Below are 17,164 nucleotides of genomic sequence, written 5' to 3'. Positions count from 1 at the left end.
TCGGCTCCTGCTCATCCCATCATGCTCGCGGCAACAGATCGGCCCTGCCGGTCTCGATGAAGGGCGCCCAGTAGTCGACCGACTCGCGGATCATGGCGACGACCTGATGGTCGACCGGCTCGCGTTCGCGGAACGACAATTCGAGGCAGATCTCGTTGCCGATGCCGCCGCCCCGGCGAATCGTCTCCAGCAGCTTTTCCGGCGTGATGCGGCCGTCCTTGTTGTGGGCGGCAATGAACGGCCAATGGCCACCCTTGTTCATCGACGATTGCTTGATGTGGATGATCGGCGATTCCTTTGGAAAAGCTTCGGCCCAGGCATAAGGGTCGATGTCGTCCGGATTGCTCGACGTCACGTCGCCATGGTCGATGTCGACCATCATCTTGAGCGGGATCGCCGTGCCGGTCGCATTGATTTCGCGCTGCAGCGCGCGGCAGCTCTCGATCGTGTGGCCGAATTCGCGGCCGACCGACATCGGCTCCCAGAACAGGTAGGTCAAGCCGGCGGCCCGGGCATGCTCGGCAACCTCACGCCAGCATTCCAGCGCGATGTCGAAAAGCCGCGCGCGACGCTCAGGATCGTCGTAGTCACGATGGGTGAAGATCGCGAATTGCGTGCCCATGCCGGCAGCGCCGAGTTCGGCCGAAATTTCGGCAAAAGTCTTGAACCAGTCGACATAATAGCGCCGCACGTCGGCGTCGGGATGGCCGAAATGATTGAGCCTGCCGTAGGGGCCGGTCATCGCCGATGTTACGCGCACACCGGTGCGGGTGAGAGCGGAGCGGAACAGGCGGATGAATTTGGCGATCGTCGCCGCCGGCCAGCCGGGATTGACGAACTCATGCGTGAGCTGAACGTCTCGGATGCCGATCGCGTAGGCGATCGTATCGATCAGGTCGTCCGGCTCGGCAAAACGGTTGACCAGCGGATTGGTGTTGAGGGATAGCGCAAAAGCCATCAGCCGGCCTTCGCCAGCCGACTCGAACACCAGTCTTCGAACGCTTCTCTTTCCGCGCCGGACAGATGCAGGCCATGCTTGGTGCGTCGTTCGAGAATATCGGCCGCGGTCTCGGCCCATTCGTGCTCGAACAGGTAGTTGGCTTCGCGCTCGAAAAAATCCTTGCCGAAGCGCCGGCCCAGTTCGGCGAGCGAACCAGCCGTGCCGACCAGATCACGCGTCCTTGTGCCGTAGAGTCGGCCATAATGCTTGACCAGCGATGCCGGCATCCAGGGATATTCGTGGCCGAGGTCACCGAGGAACTGCTCGAAATCGGCATTGGCGATATCGCCGCCCGGCAGATGCCCTTTCGAGGTCCACGGCTTGCCCATCTTCGGAAAGAACGGGGCGATGCGGTCCAGCGCGTGCTCGGCCAATTTACGGAAGGTGGTGATCTTGCCGCCGAAGACGGAAAGCAGCGGCGCCTGCCCTGCCGAAGCGTCGAGTTCGAAAATATAATCGCGGGTCACCGCGCTCGGATTGTCGGCATTGTCGTCATAGAGCGGCCTGACGCCGGAAAACGAACGAACGACGTCGCTGCGCGCAAGCTGGCGCTTGAAGTAGCGGTTGACCACCTTGATCAGATAATCGATCTCGCCGGCATCCGCGGTCACGTCCTCCGGCCGCCCGTCATAGGGAATATCGGTGGTACCGATCAGCGCGAGATCGTTTTGATAGGGATTGATGAAGATCACGCGCTTGTCGCTGTTTTGGACGAGATAGGCCTGTCGCCCTTCCCAGAATTTTGGCACGACGATGTGGCTGCCCTTGACCAGGCGCACGTTCCGCTTGGAGTTCTGGCCAGCCACGCGGTTGATGACGTCATTGACCCAGGGACCGGCGGCATTGATCAGCGCCCGTGCCCGGACTGTGGTCCTGACGCCGGTTCGACCGTCGCGCATCTCCACCGACCACAGGCCGTTTTCGCGACGGGCGGCAATGCAGGCGGTGCGGGTGAATATCCTGGCTCCGCGCTCGGCGGCGTCGAGCGCGTTGATGACGACCAGGCGGGCGTCGTCGACCCAGCAGTCGGAATATTCGAAGCCGCGCTTGAAGGCGTCCTTGATCGGCGCGCCTTCTGGCGCGGTGCGCAGGTCGAGCGTGCGCGTGGCCGGCAGCCGCTTGCGGCCGCCAAGATGGTCGTAGAGGAACAGGCCGAGCCGGACCAGCCAGGCCGGCCGGTCATCGGGGCTGTGTGGCAGCACGAAGCGCATCGGCCAGATGATGTGCGGCGCGGATTCGAGCAGCACCTCGCGCTCGATCAGCGCCTCGCGCACCAGGCGGAACTCGTAATATTCGAGATAACGCAAACCGCCATGAACGAGCTTTCCCGATCGCGAACTGGTGCCCTCGGCGAGATCGTCTTTTTCGCAAAGAATGACCGACAGGCCCCGGCCTGCCGCATCGCGCGCGATCCCGGCGCCATTGACGCCGCCGCCGATGACGAAGAGGTCGACGATTTCGGTTTCACCGCTCATCTCGCTCTATGCCCTGTCGTCAGCATGGATTGACCGGAGGCAGACCGGCGATGAAGCGGCGCACTTCCTCGGCCGCCTGCTCGGCCGCATAAGTCACCGTGCGCACCGACGCGCCGGCGATATGCGGCGTCAGTGTCACGTTCGGCAGCTGCAGCAAGGGCCAGTCGGCAGGCACCGGCTCGACGGCGAACGTTTCCAGCATGGCGCTGCCGATGTGCCCCGAGACGAGCGCCTCATAAAGCGCATCGTAGTCGACCAGCGGTCCGCGCGCGGTGTTGACGAAGATCACGCCCGGCTTCATCCGGGCAATGGCGTCCTTGCCGATCAGACCGCGCGTCTCTTCGGTGACCCGGGAGTGCAGCGTGACCACATCGGAGCGCGACAGCAGATCGTCCAGCGCAACCAGCTCGACGCCGGTATTGCGGTCCTCGGCGCTCAATTGCACATAGGGATCGCAAACCAGGATGCGGCAGCCGAACGCGCGCAGCAGCCGAACCAGCCTGGTGCCGATATTGCCGTAGCCGATGACGCCGACGGTCATTTCGTTGAGCTCGCGGCCGGTGCGGTCGGCGCGGTAGAGATCGCCGCGCCACTCGCCCTTGCGCAAGGCTTCGTGGCCGACGCGGATCAGCCGCGTCTCGGCGAGAATGGCGCCGATGGTGAACTCGGCCACGGCGCTGGCATTGCGACCGGGCACATTGACCACCGTGATGCCATGGGCCTTGGCGGCCGCCATGTCGATGTTGATCGGCCCGCCGCGCGATACCGCAACCAGCTTCAGCGTCGGCAGGCGCTGCATCATGGCTTCGGAGAGCGGCGCAAGCTGGGTAACAAAAATTTCGGCATCGCCGATAAAATCGACCACCTCGTCAGGATCACCGAAATACTCCTTGACCTTGTCGAGGCCGAGCGCAGCATTGCCGAATTCCATCGGCTCGTCGGGCCATGCAGTCTCAATGGTGCGGATGTCGAGATTATCGCCGCAGGCCGCCTCGATTTTCTCGCGAAACACGTCCGGAAGCATGAAGCGGTCACCGATGATCGCAATTTTTTTGCGCATGCTCTTCTCAATTCACGTCAGTTTGTCTGGATGCGGCCATCGAACGCCAGACCGGCCGCAGCGCCTCATGCGCCAATGCGTAGGACGGAGCAATCGCCTCATAGGCGGCGGCAAGTTTCCGGTCGCTGGGCTCGGCCGCACGGAGCAAAGGCGTGACCCATTCACTGACGCAATCGTCCATCGATACGTACTGGCCGACGCAGACCGCAGCAATCATTGCAGCGCCCGCAGCGCCGGCCTCCTCGCGCTCGCTGGTGCGAATGTCCGCGCCGACCGCAGCACCCAGGATCTTGCGCAGAGCCGGGCTCCTGGCCGCTCCGCCGGTCAGGCGGATTTCCTTGGGCAGCGGCCCCATCGCGGCGTAGCAATCGCGTGCCGCGAAAGCCAGCCCCTCGAACACCGCGCGGACCATGTCGGCATAGCCGTGCCTGGACGAAATGCCAACGAAGCCGGCCCTGGCATTGGCATCGACGAACGGCCCGCGCTCGCCGGCCTCCGAGACATAGGGCTGGTAGAGCAGCGAGCCTGGCTCGGACGACGATATCCACTGGTCGACCAGCGCGATCATCTCGCCATTGGTCCGCGTGATACCTTGCGAGGCGAGAATGCCGGAGGCGAGGCCAAGGACCCAGTCGATATTGAGCGTTGCCGCCATGTTCGACTGCATCTGCGCAAAGACGCCCGGTGCCGGCATCGTCATCGTGTAGCCGGTTGCAGCCTCGTTGAGCAGAACCTCGTCCGGCGTTTCGGCAAGCCGCATATGCATTCCGGTAGAGCCGATGATCGAGCATCCCGGCTTGCGCTCGCGATCGAACAGGCCGGCGCCGAGCGCCGTGCAGGCGACATCGACATAGGCCAGAACGACCGGTGTGCCGGCGAGCAGGCCGGTCGCATCGGCTGCTGCTACCGACAGCGAGGTGCTTTGCCTGGTGCCATCGACGATGGGCGGCAGTAGATGCCTGAGATCGGTGACGCCGAGTACCTCGAGCACATCATCTGAATAGCCGCGCGTGCGGAAGTCGCCGAAGGTAAAGGTGCCCTCGGACGGGTCGGTGGCACGGTGACCGGTCAACTTGAAATAGAGCCAGTCCTTGCAGTGGAAGGCCGTCGCTGCATTGGCAAGCATCGCGGGCATGTGGCGCTTCATGAAGACGAACTGCGATCCCTGCTGGCAGGCAGCGAGCCCGCTGCCGGTCTTTTCGAAGCGCAGCCGGTCCTCTGGCCGCGCGCGGATCTCCTCGACGACCGCAGCAGCGCGCGCGTCGAGCCACAGCCAGCCCTTGGCTACCGGCTCACCATCCTTGTCGATCAGCCAGGTGCCGTCGCCTTGGCCGGTCACGGCAACGGCAATGGTCCGGCTGGCTAGGTTCGGCACCTTGTCGGCGAGCTGGCGCAAGGTCGTCGCGGTATCGGCCCAGGTGCGCGTCAGGTCCTGCTCGGCGCCGCCGCCCGGCAGTGTCTCGTATTTATTGGGCAGCGCGGCGGACGCGATCTGCCTGCCCGCCGTGTCGAAGGCGACGGATTTTATGACAGACGTGCCGGCGTCGATGCCGATCAGCACATCCTGCATCAAGCAAGCTCCGTGCCGTGCGAAATGGCATTGCCGCTCGCCTGATCGAAGACGTGAAGGTTTTTCGGATCGATGCTGATCTTGATCGGCGCGCCAAGCTCCAAGCGGGTTCGGTCATGTTCGACCAGGACCAGCGAACCGCCGGCGAAATCGGCGGCGATATGGGTCTGGTCGCCGAGCCATTGATTGGCCGAAACCGTCGCCGGCACACCATCCTTCGAGCGGCGGACCGCATAGGGCCTGACGCCGATGACGACGCGCTGCCGGTTGAGCAATTCGTCGCGAACCGGGCCGCTGAACGCATCCTTGTCGTAGTCGAGCGAAAGCCCGTCGGGCAGCTTGAGATTGATCTTGCCGTCAGCTGTGCCGACATAGGCCTCGAAGACATTCATCGGCGGCTCGCCGACGAATGTGCCGGTAAACAGGTTTGCCGGCCGCTCCTTGAGCCTGTCAGGCGTGTCGAACTGCTGCAGCACGCCGCCCTCCATGACGGCGATGCGGTCGGCAAGCGCGTTGGCCTCAGTCTGGTCGTGCGTGACCAGGATCGCGGTCAGGCCGCGCTCCTTGATGAAATGCTTGATGCGGCCGCGCAGCACGGCGCGAAGCTGCGGCTCGAGCTGGCCCATCGGCTCGTCCAGCAGATGCAGGTCGGCCTCGCGGATCAGCGCCCGGCCGAGGCTGGCGCGCTGCTGCTGGCCGCCGGAGATCGAGCTCGGATAGCGCTCGAGAATGTCCTCGATCTCGAGAAGCTTGGCGATGTTGGCAACCTTTGCATCGACCGCACTCTTCGCCAGCCTGGCGGCCTTGAGGGCGAAGGCGATGTTCTCACGCACGGTCAGCGGCGGGTAGAGCGAATAGCCCTCGAAGGCCATTGCGACGTTGCGCCTGACCGGCGGCAACGTGTGCACTTTGCGGCCGGCAACCGCGATGGTGCCGCGCGAGACCTCTTCGAAGCCTGCGATCATGCGCAATGTCGAGGTCTTGCCGCAGCCGGACGAGCCGAGCAGCGCCACGATCTCGCCCTTGGCGATTTCCATCGTCAGGTTCTTGACGGCGTGTACGCCGCGGTCGATCGGACCGTAGAACTTGTCGACGCCCGAAATGGTGATTGCGGTCGGGCTCATGCCGCTTCTCCACTGCGCAAATTGACGACATTCTTCGAGCCGATACGCTCGCCGCTTGCCCGATCGAACAGCACGGCGCTTTTGCTATCGACGGCGATATGCGCCCGGCCTTCGGATTGGCCCGGCGTCCCGGACGGACGCGAGACCAGGATTTCACGGCCGCGCACGGTTCGCACCAGCGTGACGATCTTCTCGTTGAGCGGCGTCTCAGCCTCGACCGTCACCGGGATGGCGCCGGGCGTGCCTTCATCGACAAAGGCCAGTGCCTCCGGCCGCAAACCGATCACGCAGTCGCGGCCGACCACCGCCTCATGAGCGCCGGCAAGATGGACCTGGACGTTGGACAGGCCGACATAGATGCCCTTGGCGTCCCGCGACGGCTTGACGTCCAGAAGGTTGATCGTCGGGTCGCCGAACAGCCGGGCAATCTCGACATTGGCCGGCTCGCGATAGATCTGCTCGGGCGTGCCGAGCTGTTTGACGACGCCCTGCGACATCACCGCGATGCGGTCGCCGAGCGCCATCGCTTCCTTGTAGTCCTGGGTGACGTAGATGACGGTCGCGCCGCGATCGGCGAGCAGCCTTGGCAGTTCGAGGCGCATTTCGAAGCGCAATTTGGCATCGACGTTGCGCAAGGGATCGTCGAGCAGGAGAAGCGGCGGCGAGCCGACCAGCGCGCGGGCAAGCGCGGTGCGTTGCTTCTGGCCGTTGGACAGCGCCCGCGGCTTGTGGCTGAGCACATGGCCGATTTTCAACAACTTGGCGACGCTCTCGACGCCGGCCTTGATCGTGCCCTGCGATGAGTGCTTCGCCTGCAGCGGCGTCGCGATGTTATCGAACGCCGTCATATGCGGGAACAGCGCGAAGTTCTGGAATGCCATGCCGACGCCACGGAACTCGGCGTCGAGATCGGTCATGTCCTCGCCGCCGATGAGGATCTTTCCCTCGTCGGGGTCGATGACGCCGGCGACCAGCCGCAGCAGCACGGTCTTGCCGGCGCCGGACGGTCCGAACAGGACCAGCGTTTCGCCGTCGGCGACGGTCAACGACAGATTGTCGAGAACGGTCTGGCTTTTATAGCGCTTGACGATGTTTCGCAGTTCGAGGCTTGCCATCGGACTATCCTTTCACCGCGCCAAGCGACAAGCCTTCGACGAGATAGCGTTGCGCATAGAGCGCGAGCGCCAGCGTCGGCGTGATCGACAGCACGATCGCCGCCGAGATCTGGCCGTACTGGATGCCCGAGGACGTGATGAAGGCGAGCGCGCCGACCGTCACCGGCTGCTTGTCGGCCGAGGCGAGCACCAATGCAAAAACGAAATTGTTCCAGGCAAAGATGAAGGCGAGCAGACCGGCAGCGGCGATTCCCGGACCGGCGAGCGGCAGCGCGATCTTGCGAAAGGTGGCAAACCAGGAATGTCCGGCAATGCGGTAGGCGTATTCGATATCGGCGGGGATATCCTCGAAATAACCGCGCACGATCCACAGGATCAACGGCAGGCAGATCAGCTGGTAGACCCAGATCAGCCCGATATAGGTGTTGGCCAGCCCGAGCTTCTGGAAATAGAGGGTGAGCGGCAGGAGCACCAGCAGCGCCGGCGCGAACCGGAACGACAGGAGCGTGAAGGCAATGTCCTCCGAGCCGCGGAATTTGTGCCGCGCAAAGGCGTAGGCCGCGGGAACGCCGAGCAGCAACGCGACGGCAACCGAGGTGACCGACAGAAAGACGGAATTCCACAGATTGCGCATGAAGGCGATATCGAGCGTGCCGGCTGCCGTCATCAGCTTGCCGGTGATCAAGGCAGTGTAGTTGGCGAGCGTCGGCTCGAAGACAAGCTGCGGCGGAATCCGCAGGATTGTCTCGTTGGTCTGGAACGACATCATCAGGATCCAGACGATCGGGAACATGAAGAAGATCACGACCAGCGCCAAGGCAATGCCGCGCAGGATGCGTTCGAGAAGGGAGGTGTGTTCCATGCCAGCCTCCTATGCCTGTCCGCGGGCGCGTTCGCGCAGCCGCAGCCAGTTCTTGATGAAAATATTCGAGAGGAAATAGGTGATCGCCCACAGAATGATCATCAGCGCCGCCGAGCGGCCGACATTGGTCGACTGGAAGAAGTTGAGATAAGCCTCAACCTGGAACACGGTCAGCGTATCGCCCGGACCGCCCTGCGTCATGGCATAGATGATGTCAAACTGCTGGATGGAATCGAGCAGGCGGAACAATGTCGCCGTCAGGATATAGGGGGTCAGCATCGGCAGGGTGATGCGGAAGAAAACGAAGCTCCTCGGCACGCCGTCGAGTGCTGCCGCCTCGAATGGCTGCGTGGGCAGGCTGCGCAGGCCGGCAAGCAGCAGGATCATGATGAACGGCGTGTAGACCCAGATGTCGACAAGCACGACGGTGAGCAGTGCCGTGGACGGAGACGAGGCCCAGCGGAAATCCTGCAGCCCGATCAGGCTGGCGAGATAGCTGAGCACGCCAAAGCCGGGATTGGTCATCAGCTTCCACATCAGCGCGGCGAGCGCCGGCGCGGTCATCAGCGGCATCAACAGCATGATCGAGATAAAGTTGTTCAGCGTCGAGCGCTTTTGTAGCAGCATGGCGATGCCGAGACCGAGAAGCAGCTCGAGCACGACGGTGATGCCGGCGTAGAGCAGCGACACCTGCAGCGTGTTCCAGAACTTCGGGTCAGTGAAGAACGAGATGTAGTTGTCGCCCCAGTTGAACTGCCGCGCCCAAGGCTGGCTCAATCGGTAGCGCTGGAAAGAATAGACCACCGATGTGAAGAACGGGATCAGGATGCCGATGCAGACCAGCAGGGCCGGCAAGCTGAGGAGATAGGGCAGCACCCGCTTGCTGATCCTGAAGCCCGACGGCCTGTTTCTTTGTGTTGTCGCCGCAGTCATCTGCTGCTCCGTCATCCTGTTGCTTCGCCGTCCCGGCCGCCCAAGGGAGCAAGGCGGCCGGTCGGGCGAGCAGGCGGTACCGCTCGGCACCGCTTCGCAAACGTGTCACATCCTAAAGGCTGGCCCGCGGGACGGGCCAGCCCTGGCCGCGGCTTAGCCGAGCCCGGCTTCCTTGAGCTGGCCGTTGATGCTCTCGGCCAACTTGTCGAGGCCCTCGTCGACCGGCACTTCCTTGGCCACCATCTTCTGCAGCGTCGCCGCCCATTCGGTGGTGAGATCGAAGAACAGCGGCTGCGGAGTGAACTTGATGCTGGCGCCCGGTGCCGAGACGTCGAACATCTCGACATAGCCCGGATAGCTCTTGTTCAGTTTGTCGCGGAACATCTCGTCCTTCCAGACCGACTGACGGACCGGATTGACGAAGTCCATCTTGGTCGCACCGAACAGACCGTGCTCGGGTCCGGATGCCCATTGCATGAAGTACCAGGTGGCGTCCTTGTCCTTCGAGAAATTGGACATCGACAGCGACCAGATCCAGATGTTGGGCGTCGGTGCCTTGGCGGCGGGATTGGCCTTGAAAGCGGAAAAGGCGAGCTTGCCGGCCATTTTGTTGTCGCCGCCATTCATGAAGTAGCCGAGGATATCGGCGTCGAAAATCATCGCCGAGGCGCCGGCACCGAGATCGGTACCGACTTGGTACCAGGTGTAGGTCGACCAGTCCTTGGGGCCGCTCTCCTGGATCATCTGGACCCACTGTTTGTGGAAAGCCTTGGATTCGGCGGTGCTCATCGCGGCCGACAATTTGCCGTCGGCCGAGACGTTCAGGTCCTTCTGGTCGAAATTGGCGTAAGCCGACAGGAAGCCTGGGTGGATCGTCGCCCAGGAGCGCGAGCCGCGCACGCCGATGCCGTAGACACCGCCACCGACGTCCTTGGTGAGCTTCGCTGCCGTAGCTACCATCTCATCCATATTGCCGGGAACGCTGACGCCGACTTTGTCGAACATGCCCTTGTTGTAGGTGATGTTGTTCTGCTCGAAGCCCCACGGAATGCACCATTGCTTGGCGTCTTCCGACCCGAGCACGCCGCCGGGCTGCCCGTTCCAGGCGCAAGAACTCCTGACGCCAGGCAGGAAGTCGTCCCAGGCATATTTCGGGTTGGTCTTAGCCGGATCCTTGATCCATTCGTTGAGGTCGGTGATCCAGCCGGCCGGACCGTAGGTCCAGGTCATGTAGGCGCCGGTCATGAAGGCATCGTATTCGGGTGAGCTGGCCGACAGTGCCGCGGTGACCTTGTCGAAATAGACGTCTTCCGGAAATACGTCGTAGACGACTTCCATGCCGGTCAGCTGCTTGAAGTTGTCGAGGTCGGCAATCATCGCATCGGCGTAGGGATGCTTGTTGAGCAGCAGCTTGATGGTCTTGCCCTTATGGGCCTGCCAGTCGAAATCAGCCGCCAGGGCGCGGGTCTGCCCGAGGTTGAGCAGGGTGCCGGCGGTGCTGGCGGCAAGGCCCATTGCACCGAGGCCCTTGATCAGCCCACGGCGGTCGACTTGTCCACGCAGGAACGCGTCGATGAGGTCTTTCTCTTTCTCATGCATTTCTCTTCTCCTCCACAGGGTAGTTTCAACGAAATGGTTGCCGGCTACCCGACCGGCGTCTGTTCCACGAGCGATCGCGCCGTCCGCTCGTCGGTTATCAGGCCTTTGAGATAGCGGCCCTCCAGCACTGACTTGATGGCGCGAACCTTCACCTTGCCGCCGGCAACGGCGACAATCCTGCGGTTGCTGATGTCTTCGCGCGCCAGTGCCAGCGCCCGGTCGGAAAGCGTCGTCGCAACAGCCTTTCCGGCATCGTCGAAGAAATGGCCGAGCAGTTCGCCGACGCCGCCATTGCTGCGGATTTCCTCCATTTCGCCCTTCTCGATCATGCCGGTTGCGACAAGCGAGGCCTCACGCTCGGCAGTTCCGATGCCGGCGATGAGCAAGTCGGCGGACTTGGCGAGGTCGAAGACATCGCTGACGCCTTTCTGCCCGAGCAACACGGTTCGATCCTCGACCGTGTTGGCGAACATCGGTACGGGCATCACATAGGCCTCCGCACCAGTCCGCTCGGCGACGCGGTGGATGACGTCATGCGGATTGGCCGAGAACTTGCGCGTCAGGCCGCCAAGCAGCGAGACGAAACGGATCCTGCCGGCCGATATGCGCGGCAGATATTCCACGCAGGCGGCAAGCGTGCGGCCGTGGCCGACGCCGATCAGCGCCTCTTCGCCGCGTTCGATCTCGCGCTTGAGAAACTGCGCGCCGGCGATGCCGAGCGCCTTGAGCGGCAGGTCTTCGGCATCGAAGTCCGGAACCACCTCGCAATAGTCGAGGCCGTACCGGCCGGACAATTCGTCCTCGAGCTCCACGCATTCGGAGACTTCGCCGTCGATGTAGACTTTGACCAGGCCTTCCTGATTGGCCTTGGTGATGAGGCGATGCGCCTTGAGGCTGGTCAGGCCGAGCCGCTTGGCGACCTCGGACTGGGTCAGGCCGCCAGCATAATGAAGCCAGGCGGCACGGGCTGCCATCCCGGTCTCATCATCGCGCAGCAGGCCGTTGCCAAAACCAACCATTTCCGCCCTTTGATATTTTTATCAGTTGTTGCAAAATTTTTCACAAGGCGTCGCCCGAGTCAAGCAACCGCTGCGTTTAAATCTCCATCCGGGAGCTTGCTGGCTTGGTCGAACAAGGGCCAAGCGGATCAACGGGCAAGAATCAAATACCGCTTGCGCGCATTTAAAACGTTTGCAATTTGACCTGGACTGATTACAAACGTTTCAAACTTCGTTCGGGAGGAAACGATGCCGACCCGCGTTACCACCCTCAAGGAACTTGCTGCGCAGCTCGACCTGTCGATTACCACCGTTTCGCGCGCGCTTGCCGGCCACGAGCAGATCGCCTTGAGAACGCGCCAACGTGTCGCCGAGGCCGCGCGCCAGGCCGGCTATGTGCCGAACACGGCAGCCCGCACGCTGGTCTCCGGCCGCAGCGGTTTTGTCGGCATGGTGCTGCCGATCCGCGGCCCCAATCTGGTCGATTCCTTCCTCGGCGAATTCGTCACCGGGCTCGGCGAAGGGTTGGTTTCGCACGGGTCCGACCTGATTCTGGCCGCAGCGGCGCAGGGCCAGTCGGAACTTTCCGTGCTTCGCCATGTCGTCGAATCCGGACGCGCCGATGGGGTCGTCGTCACCCGCATCGCCGAGGTCGACGAGCGGCTTGCTTATCTGCGCCGACGCAATTTCCCGTTCGTCGCGCATGGCCGGCTGCTCGACGGCGACTTTGCCTACCATTGGCTCGATACTGATGGCGCACATGCTTTCGGCGAGGCCTTCGACATGCTCTACGATCTCGGACACCGCCATTTCGGCCTGGTGACGATTTCCGAGCCGATGACGTTTCGCCATCTCAGACAGGACGGGCTCGCTGCCGCGATTGCGCGCCGGGGCGATCCGTCCGTCAGGCTCTATGTGGCGACGGCGCCGCGTTTCGATCGCGGTGCCCGCATCCAGGCAATCAACCGGCTTCTGCACGCCACCGAGCGGCCGACGGCGATTATCGCGCTGTTCGACGAGCTGGCGCTGACGGTGATGGAAGAGGCGGGGCGCGCCGGACTTGCCGTTCCTCGCGACCTTTCGGTGATCGGCTTCGACAACATAGCCGCCTCAGCCTATGCCCCGCCGGGGTTGACCACTTTCGACGCTTCGATCCGGCAGTGCGCGCGCGAGATCGGCGAGATGCTGCTGACCGTCATCCGCAACAAGCCGGACGCGCCACTGACCCGGCTGGTCCGGCCGACACTTGTCTCGCGAGCAAGCCATGGCTCGGTACCCACAGGACAGAACTGATGTCCGCTTCGCGGCGCAACCCAGGGAGGAAGATGACGATGAATGCTTTGAGGATATTGGCAGGCGCCGTGCTGGCGCTGTCGCTCGCTGCCGGCGCAGCACAAGCCCAGCAGGTGTTGTTCTGGTCGACACAGGCGCGACCTGTGGAAGAGACGCAAAAAATGCGCGGTGAGGTGCTGAAGGGGTTTGACGGCCAGGTTGACTATCAGGTCGCCGAGGACGGGCCCTGGCTCACCCGCCTTCAGGCCGAACTGCAGGCCGGCTCCGGCACCATAGGCGTGCTCGGCGGCCTGCACGGAGACTTCTCCACCGTCGGCGCGAACCTTGTCGATCTCTCTGGCGTCGATCTCGGTGGCGTCAAGGTCAACGAGACCTACAAGAAGCTCGGCATGCTCGGCACCGGAGAGCAGAAGTACCTGCCATGGATGCAGGCCACCTTTCTGATGGCGGCCAACAAGCAGGCGCTGCAATACCTGCCGGCCGGCGCCGATCTCAACACCATCACCTATGACCAGCTCATCGAGTGGGCGAAAAACATCGCAGAGAAGACCGGCTCACCCAAATTCGGCTTTCCGGCCGGCCCGAAAGGGCTGAAGCACCGTTTCTTCGAGGGTTTTCTCCTTCCATCGTATACCGGCTCGATGGTGACCAAGTTCCGCTCGGCGGAGGCCGAGACGGCGTGGAACAAGTTCAAGGAATTGTGGCAATACACCAACCCGAATTCGACCAACTATGCCTTCATGCAGGAGCCGCTGCTAACCGGCGAAGTCTGGGTGGCATTCGATCACGTCGCGCGCCTCGCCGACGCCTTCAACCAGAAACCCGATGACTTCGTCGCCTTCCCGGCGCCGGCTGGCCCGGCAGGCCGCGGCTACATGCCGGTGGTGGCCGGCGTCGCTATCCCGAAGACCTCGCCTGACATGGACGAGGCCAAGGCGCTGGTCGCCTATATGCTGAAACCGGAAACCCAGATCGCGACGCTGAAGGCGACAAACTTCTTCCCCATCGTCGACGTCAAGCTGCCCGACGACATGCCGGCCTCGGTAAAGGCCTTCAGCCCAGTGATCGCCACCATGACCGGTGCCCCGGATGCGCTGCCGGCGCTGCTGCCAATGGGACTTGGCGGCCTCGGCGGCAAGTTCAATCAGATCTACACCGACAGCTTCGAGCGCATCGTGCTCGGCGGCGAGGATGTGCACGGCGTGCTCGACGAACAGGCGACGGCGCTGAAGGCGATCATCGACCAGGCGAAAGCGCCGTGCTGGGCGCCCGACAAACCCTCGCTAGGCGCCTGCCCGGTCGATTAAGAATCCTCCCCGGGCGTCCGGACCTAGCGCGCCGGGCGCCCACCCTTTCAAACGCCGAACAGAGAACGCTCCATGCACGGCAAGGCCCTGCCCTATCTGCTGCTGATGCCGGCGACGCTGTTCCTCTGCGTCTTTTTCCTCTACCCGTTCGTGTTGGTCGCCTTCGAGGCGTTCACCCGCGACGGCAGCTTTACGCTCGACAATTTCCGCACCATGGCGGGCAGCTGGAAATTCCCGGTCACGGTCCGCAACACGCTGCTGTTGAGCGCCGTCGTCGTGCCCATCCAGCTGGTCATGGCGCTGCTGATGGCAACGGTGGTGTCGCGGCTTGAAACCGGGCGCAGCGCCGCGCTTTACATCTTCGCTATTCCGCTCGGCATCTCCGATCTCGCCGCCGGGCTGATCTGGCTCGCCATCTTCGACCAGTCCGGCTTCCTCAACACCTTGCTCTCCAATCTCGGCGTCGTCGACAGGCCGGTCATGTTCCTCGGCTACCAGAGCAAGCTGACGATCTTCATTGCCGTGGCGCTGGCCGAGATCTGGCGCGCGACCGCCATCATGATGGTCATTCTGGTCGCCGGCATGGGGCTGATCCCCCGGGAATATTACGAGGCAGCCGAGGTCTTCGGCGCTAGCCCGTGGAAGCGCTTCATCAAGATCACGCTGCCTCTGTTGCGCCCAAGCCTGCAGACGGCGATCATCCTGCGCGTCATCCTTGCCTTTGAGGTCTTTGCCGTGGTTGCAGCACTCGGCGGCACCAATCTGCCGGTGCTGATGGGCGAGACCTACAATTGGCAGTTCACGCTGCAGGACCACAATGTCGCCGCCGCCATGGCGCTGTTCATCCTCGCCATCTCGATCGGCTTCACGCTGTTCTTCCTGCGGGTGCTGCGTGTGCCGAAGGAGGCTCGCATATGAGCACCGTCGCGGAGCTCTCGATCGCCGCGCCTGAGGCCCGCAAAGCGGGCAACTGGTTGCTGGTCGCAACCGTCATCCTGCTTTGCGTCTGGGTGCTGCTGCCGATCTATCTGTTGATCGTCAACACGCTGTCGTCGCCGGAAGAGGTGACCGCCTTTCCCAAGCGCTTCTTCCCGTCATTCGATTTCGGCAGCCTTTCTTTCTTCATCAATTTCGCCGGTGTCGCCAAGGCGCTGTGGAACTCCGTCCTCGTCGCCACGCTGACGATGCTCCTCTCGATCGGCTTCGGCGCACCCGCCGGCTACGCGCTGTCGCGGTTCGAATTCCCAGGCAAGGAAACGTTCCGTTTCCTTGTGCTGATGACCCGCGCCTTCCCGCTGCCGCTGCTGGCGCTACCGCTGGCGGTGATGTTCATCCGCACCGGCCTCGACGATACCGCGATCGGGCTGGCGCTGGTCCACACCACGCTGGCGCTGCCATTCGCGGTGCTGATCACTTTCTCGCTCTTCTCCGGCATTCCAGTTGAGCTGGAGGAAGCGGCCTGGACGCTCGGCTGCACGAGATTGCAGGCATTCCGAAAAATCATTCTACCGCTGGCGCTGCCGGGCATCGCGGCGTCGGCGGTATTTGCCTTCACCATCTCCTGGAACGAGGTGTTTGCCGCCGCCGTGCTCACCATCGAGAACCGGACGCTGACCGCCTTCCTGCTTCAGAGCCTCGGCGAATCGCCGCTCTACCTCAAATTCGCCGGTGGCGCGGCACTGGTCATCCCGGCGCTGATCTTCATCTTCGCCGTTCGCAAATATCTGTTCGCCATGTGGGGGATCGCCAACCGATGACGCGCACAAAAGAGAACGCCGATGGCTGAGATCGCCATCAAGCAGGTCGCAAAACGTTTCGGTGGCTTCACCGCGCTGCATTCGATCGACCTGACCATCGCCGACCAGGAATTCATGGTGCTGCTTGGCGCCTCGGGCTGCGGCAAGACCACGCTGCTGAGGATCGTCGCCGGGCTGGAAACGCCAAGCCAGGGCGAGGTCTGGATCGGCGGCCGTCGCGTCGACCATCTGCCGCCGCGCGAGCGCGGCATCGCCATGGTGTTCCAGAATTACGCCGTGTTTCCGCACCTGACCGTGTTCGAGAACATCGCCTTCGGCCTGCGGATGAAGAAGCTGCCGCAGCAGGAGGTCGAGGGGCGCGTCAACCGCACCGCGGAGCTCATGCACATCGAGCAGCTTTTGAAGCGCTATTCGGGCCAGCTTTCCGGCGGCCAGCGCCAGCGCGTGGCAGTCGCTCGGGCGCTCGCGATGGAACCTGACGTGATCCTGATGGACGAGCCGCTGTCGAACCTCGACGCGCTGCTGCGGCTCGAAATGCGCGCCGAACTCAAGGGCGTGCTCGCTGCGTCCAAGACCACCACCATCTACGTTACCCATGACCAGGTCGAGGCGATGAGCCTCGCCGATCGCATCGCCGTCATGCACCAGGGCCGTATCGTCCAGGCCGCCTCGCCGGTAGAGGTCTACCGCAATCCAGCGGCCCGCTTCGTCGGCTCCTTCATCGGCAACCCGCCGATGAATTTCATCCCGGCGACCAAGGCGGCAGACGGCAGTTGGACCGTCGCCGGGCTGGCGCTGCCTGGCCCCAAATCCGACAAGCCGACGATAGAATTCGCCATTCGCCCCGAGGATGTCGACGCCGGCACCGAAGGGCTGCACGCCACCGTGCGCGTTGTCGAGCCGCTCGGACCGCACACGCTGGTCACCTGCGATGTCGAGGGCGGCCTGTTCCGCGCCATCCTCGAATCGAATGTCACGGTCGCTGTCGGCGATCACCTGCGGCTCTTGCCCAAACCCGACCGCATCCGCTGGTTCGATCCCGAAACCACCAACGCCCTTTGATCCACCTTC

15 protein-coding genes are annotated in these 17,164 nt (G+C 63.1%); 5 read left to right on the top strand and 10 right to left on the bottom strand.

Annotation, left to right across the window (positions count from 1 at the left end):
• Window positions 1–19: 19 nt before the first annotated feature.
• From NKI95_RS15840 to NKI95_RS15795, 10 genes are all read right to left on the bottom strand, one after another.
• Window positions 20–958, bottom strand: a complete 939-nt coding sequence (locus tag NKI95_RS15840) for a sugar phosphate isomerase/epimerase family protein (protein ID WP_352718003.1) — start codon at window positions 956–958, stop codon at window positions 20–22.
• Complete coding sequence (locus NKI95_RS15835) at window positions 958–2,475, bottom strand: glycerol-3-phosphate dehydrogenase (RefSeq protein ID WP_352717872.1); 1,518 nt, start codon at window positions 2,473–2,475, stop codon at window positions 958–960. The genes NKI95_RS15840 and NKI95_RS15835 overlap by 1 nt, the downstream gene beginning before the upstream one ends.
• A gap of 19 nt (window positions 2,476–2,494) precedes the next feature.
• Window positions 2,495–3,535 carry a 2-hydroxyacid dehydrogenase gene (locus tag NKI95_RS15830; RefSeq protein ID WP_352717871.1) on the bottom strand — a complete coding sequence of 347 codons (1,041 nt, stop codon included), beginning with the start codon at window positions 3,533–3,535 and terminating at the stop codon, window positions 2,495–2,497.
• Between the two features lie 7 nt (window positions 3,536–3,542).
• The gene (locus NKI95_RS15825; protein WP_352717869.1) at window positions 3,543–5,105 is read right to left on the bottom strand and encodes an FGGY-family carbohydrate kinase; all 1,563 of its coding nucleotides are present in this window, start codon (window positions 5,103–5,105) and stop codon (window positions 3,543–3,545) included.
• Window positions 5,105–6,229, bottom strand: a complete 1,125-nt coding sequence (locus NKI95_RS15820; protein WP_352717867.1) for an ABC transporter ATP-binding protein — start codon at window positions 6,227–6,229, stop codon at window positions 5,105–5,107. The genes NKI95_RS15825 and NKI95_RS15820 overlap by 1 nt, the downstream gene beginning before the upstream one ends.
• Window positions 6,226–7,344 carry an ABC transporter ATP-binding protein gene (locus tag NKI95_RS15815; RefSeq protein WP_352717866.1) on the bottom strand — a complete coding sequence of 373 codons (1,119 nt, stop codon included), beginning with the start codon at window positions 7,342–7,344 and terminating at the stop codon, window positions 6,226–6,228. Before NKI95_RS15815 ends, NKI95_RS15820 begins: the two co-directional genes overlap by 4 nt.
• Before the next feature lie 4 nt (window positions 7,345–7,348).
• Window positions 7,349–8,206: a carbohydrate ABC transporter permease gene (locus NKI95_RS15810; protein WP_023676025.1), complete on the bottom strand. Its 858-nt coding sequence runs from the start codon at window positions 8,204–8,206 to the stop codon at window positions 7,349–7,351.
• A 9-nt stretch (window positions 8,207–8,215) separates the two neighbouring features.
• Window positions 8,216–9,139, bottom strand: coding sequence for a carbohydrate ABC transporter permease (locus NKI95_RS15805; RefSeq protein WP_352717864.1), 924 nt, complete (start codon window positions 9,137–9,139; stop codon window positions 8,216–8,218).
• Between the two features lie 153 nt (window positions 9,140–9,292).
• Window positions 9,293–10,738, bottom strand: a complete 1,446-nt coding sequence (locus NKI95_RS15800; RefSeq protein WP_352717862.1) for an ABC transporter substrate-binding protein — start codon at window positions 10,736–10,738, stop codon at window positions 9,293–9,295.
• Between the two features lie 44 nt (window positions 10,739–10,782).
• The gene (locus tag NKI95_RS15795; protein ID WP_352717860.1) at window positions 10,783–11,757 is read right to left on the bottom strand and encodes a sugar-binding transcriptional regulator; all 975 of its coding nucleotides are present in this window, start codon (window positions 11,755–11,757) and stop codon (window positions 10,783–10,785) included.
• A 228-nt stretch (window positions 11,758–11,985) separates the two neighbouring features.
• Between NKI95_RS15795 and NKI95_RS15790 the strand changes: the two genes are divergently transcribed.
• The 5 genes from NKI95_RS15790 to NKI95_RS15770 all read left to right on the top strand — a co-directional run bounded on the left by NKI95_RS15790 (window position 11,986) and on the right by NKI95_RS15770 (window position 17,155).
• A complete protein-coding gene (locus NKI95_RS15790) occupies window positions 11,986–13,029 on the top strand; it encodes a substrate-binding domain-containing protein (protein ID WP_352717858.1) in 1,044 nt (347 codons plus the stop codon).
• A 38-nt stretch (window positions 13,030–13,067) separates the two neighbouring features.
• Window positions 13,068–14,336, top strand: a complete 1,269-nt coding sequence (locus NKI95_RS15785; RefSeq protein WP_352717857.1) for an ABC transporter substrate-binding protein — start codon at window positions 13,068–13,070, stop codon at window positions 14,334–14,336.
• Window positions 14,337–14,408: 72 nt separating this feature from the next.
• Window positions 14,409–15,254: a carbohydrate ABC transporter permease gene (locus tag NKI95_RS15780; RefSeq protein ID WP_352717855.1), complete on the top strand. Its 846-nt coding sequence runs from the start codon at window positions 14,409–14,411 to the stop codon at window positions 15,252–15,254.
• Window positions 15,251–16,093 (top strand): carbohydrate ABC transporter permease, encoded by an 843-nt coding sequence (locus NKI95_RS15775; RefSeq protein ID WP_352717854.1) that lies wholly within the window; start codon window positions 15,251–15,253, stop codon window positions 16,091–16,093. The genes NKI95_RS15780 and NKI95_RS15775 overlap by 4 nt, the downstream gene beginning before the upstream one ends.
• Before the next feature lie 21 nt (window positions 16,094–16,114).
• On the top strand, window positions 16,115–17,155 hold the full coding sequence (locus tag NKI95_RS15770) for an ABC transporter ATP-binding protein (protein ID WP_352717852.1): 1,041 nt from the start codon (window positions 16,115–16,117) through the stop codon (window positions 17,153–17,155).
• The last annotated feature ends 9 nt before the right edge of the window (window positions 17,156–17,164 follow it).

This window comes from Mesorhizobium sp. M0306 (assembly GCF_040321655.1).
In the GTDB taxonomy this organism is placed as follows: domain Bacteria; phylum Pseudomonadota; class Alphaproteobacteria; order Rhizobiales; family Rhizobiaceae; genus Mesorhizobium.
The sequence above is the reverse complement of the archived record's forward strand: the minus strand, read 5'-3'. Positions and strand labels throughout refer to the sequence as shown.

Excerpts from the sequence above, each read along its gene's own strand:
- NKI95_RS15795 (WP_352717860.1), bottom strand. The coding sequence starts at position 11,757 with ATGGTTGGTTTTGGCAACGGCCTGCTGCGCGATGATGAGACCGGGATG.
- NKI95_RS15775 (WP_352717854.1), top strand. The coding sequence starts at position 15,251 with ATGAGCACCGTCGCGGAGCTCTCGATCGCCGCGCCTGAGGCCCGCAAA.
- NKI95_RS15770 (WP_352717852.1), top strand. The coding sequence starts at position 16,115 with ATGGCTGAGATCGCCATCAAGCAGGTCGCAAAACGTTTCGGTGGCTTC.
- NKI95_RS15840 (WP_352718003.1), bottom strand. The coding sequence starts at position 958 with ATGGCTTTTGCGCTATCCCTCAACACCAATCCGCTGGTCAACCGTTTT.
- NKI95_RS15800 (WP_352717862.1), bottom strand. The coding sequence starts at position 10,738 with ATGCATGAGAAAGAGAAAGACCTCATCGACGCGTTCCTGCGTGGACAA.
- NKI95_RS15820 (WP_352717867.1), bottom strand. The coding sequence starts at position 6,229 with ATGAGCCCGACCGCAATCACCATTTCGGGCGTCGACAAGTTCTACGGT.
- NKI95_RS15835 (WP_352717872.1), bottom strand. The coding sequence starts at position 2,475 with ATGAGCGGTGAAACCGAAATCGTCGACCTCTTCGTCATCGGCGGCGGC.
- NKI95_RS15830 (WP_352717871.1), bottom strand. The coding sequence starts at position 3,535 with ATGCGCAAAAAAATTGCGATCATCGGTGACCGCTTCATGCTTCCGGAC.
- NKI95_RS15790 (WP_352717858.1), top strand. The coding sequence starts at position 11,986 with ATGCCGACCCGCGTTACCACCCTCAAGGAACTTGCTGCGCAGCTCGAC.
- NKI95_RS15785 (WP_352717857.1), top strand. The coding sequence starts at position 13,068 with ATGAATGCTTTGAGGATATTGGCAGGCGCCGTGCTGGCGCTGTCGCTC.
- NKI95_RS15805 (WP_352717864.1), bottom strand. The coding sequence starts at position 9,139 with ATGACTGCGGCGACAACACAAAGAAACAGGCCGTCGGGCTTCAGGATC.
- NKI95_RS15810 (WP_023676025.1), bottom strand. The coding sequence starts at position 8,206 with ATGGAACACACCTCCCTTCTCGAACGCATCCTGCGCGGCATTGCCTTG.
- NKI95_RS15780 (WP_352717855.1), top strand. The coding sequence starts at position 14,409 with ATGCACGGCAAGGCCCTGCCCTATCTGCTGCTGATGCCGGCGACGCTG.
- NKI95_RS15825 (WP_352717869.1), bottom strand. The coding sequence starts at position 5,105 with ATGCAGGATGTGCTGATCGGCATCGACGCCGGCACGTCTGTCATAAAA.
- NKI95_RS15815 (WP_352717866.1), bottom strand. The coding sequence starts at position 7,344 with ATGGCAAGCCTCGAACTGCGAAACATCGTCAAGCGCTATAAAAGCCAG.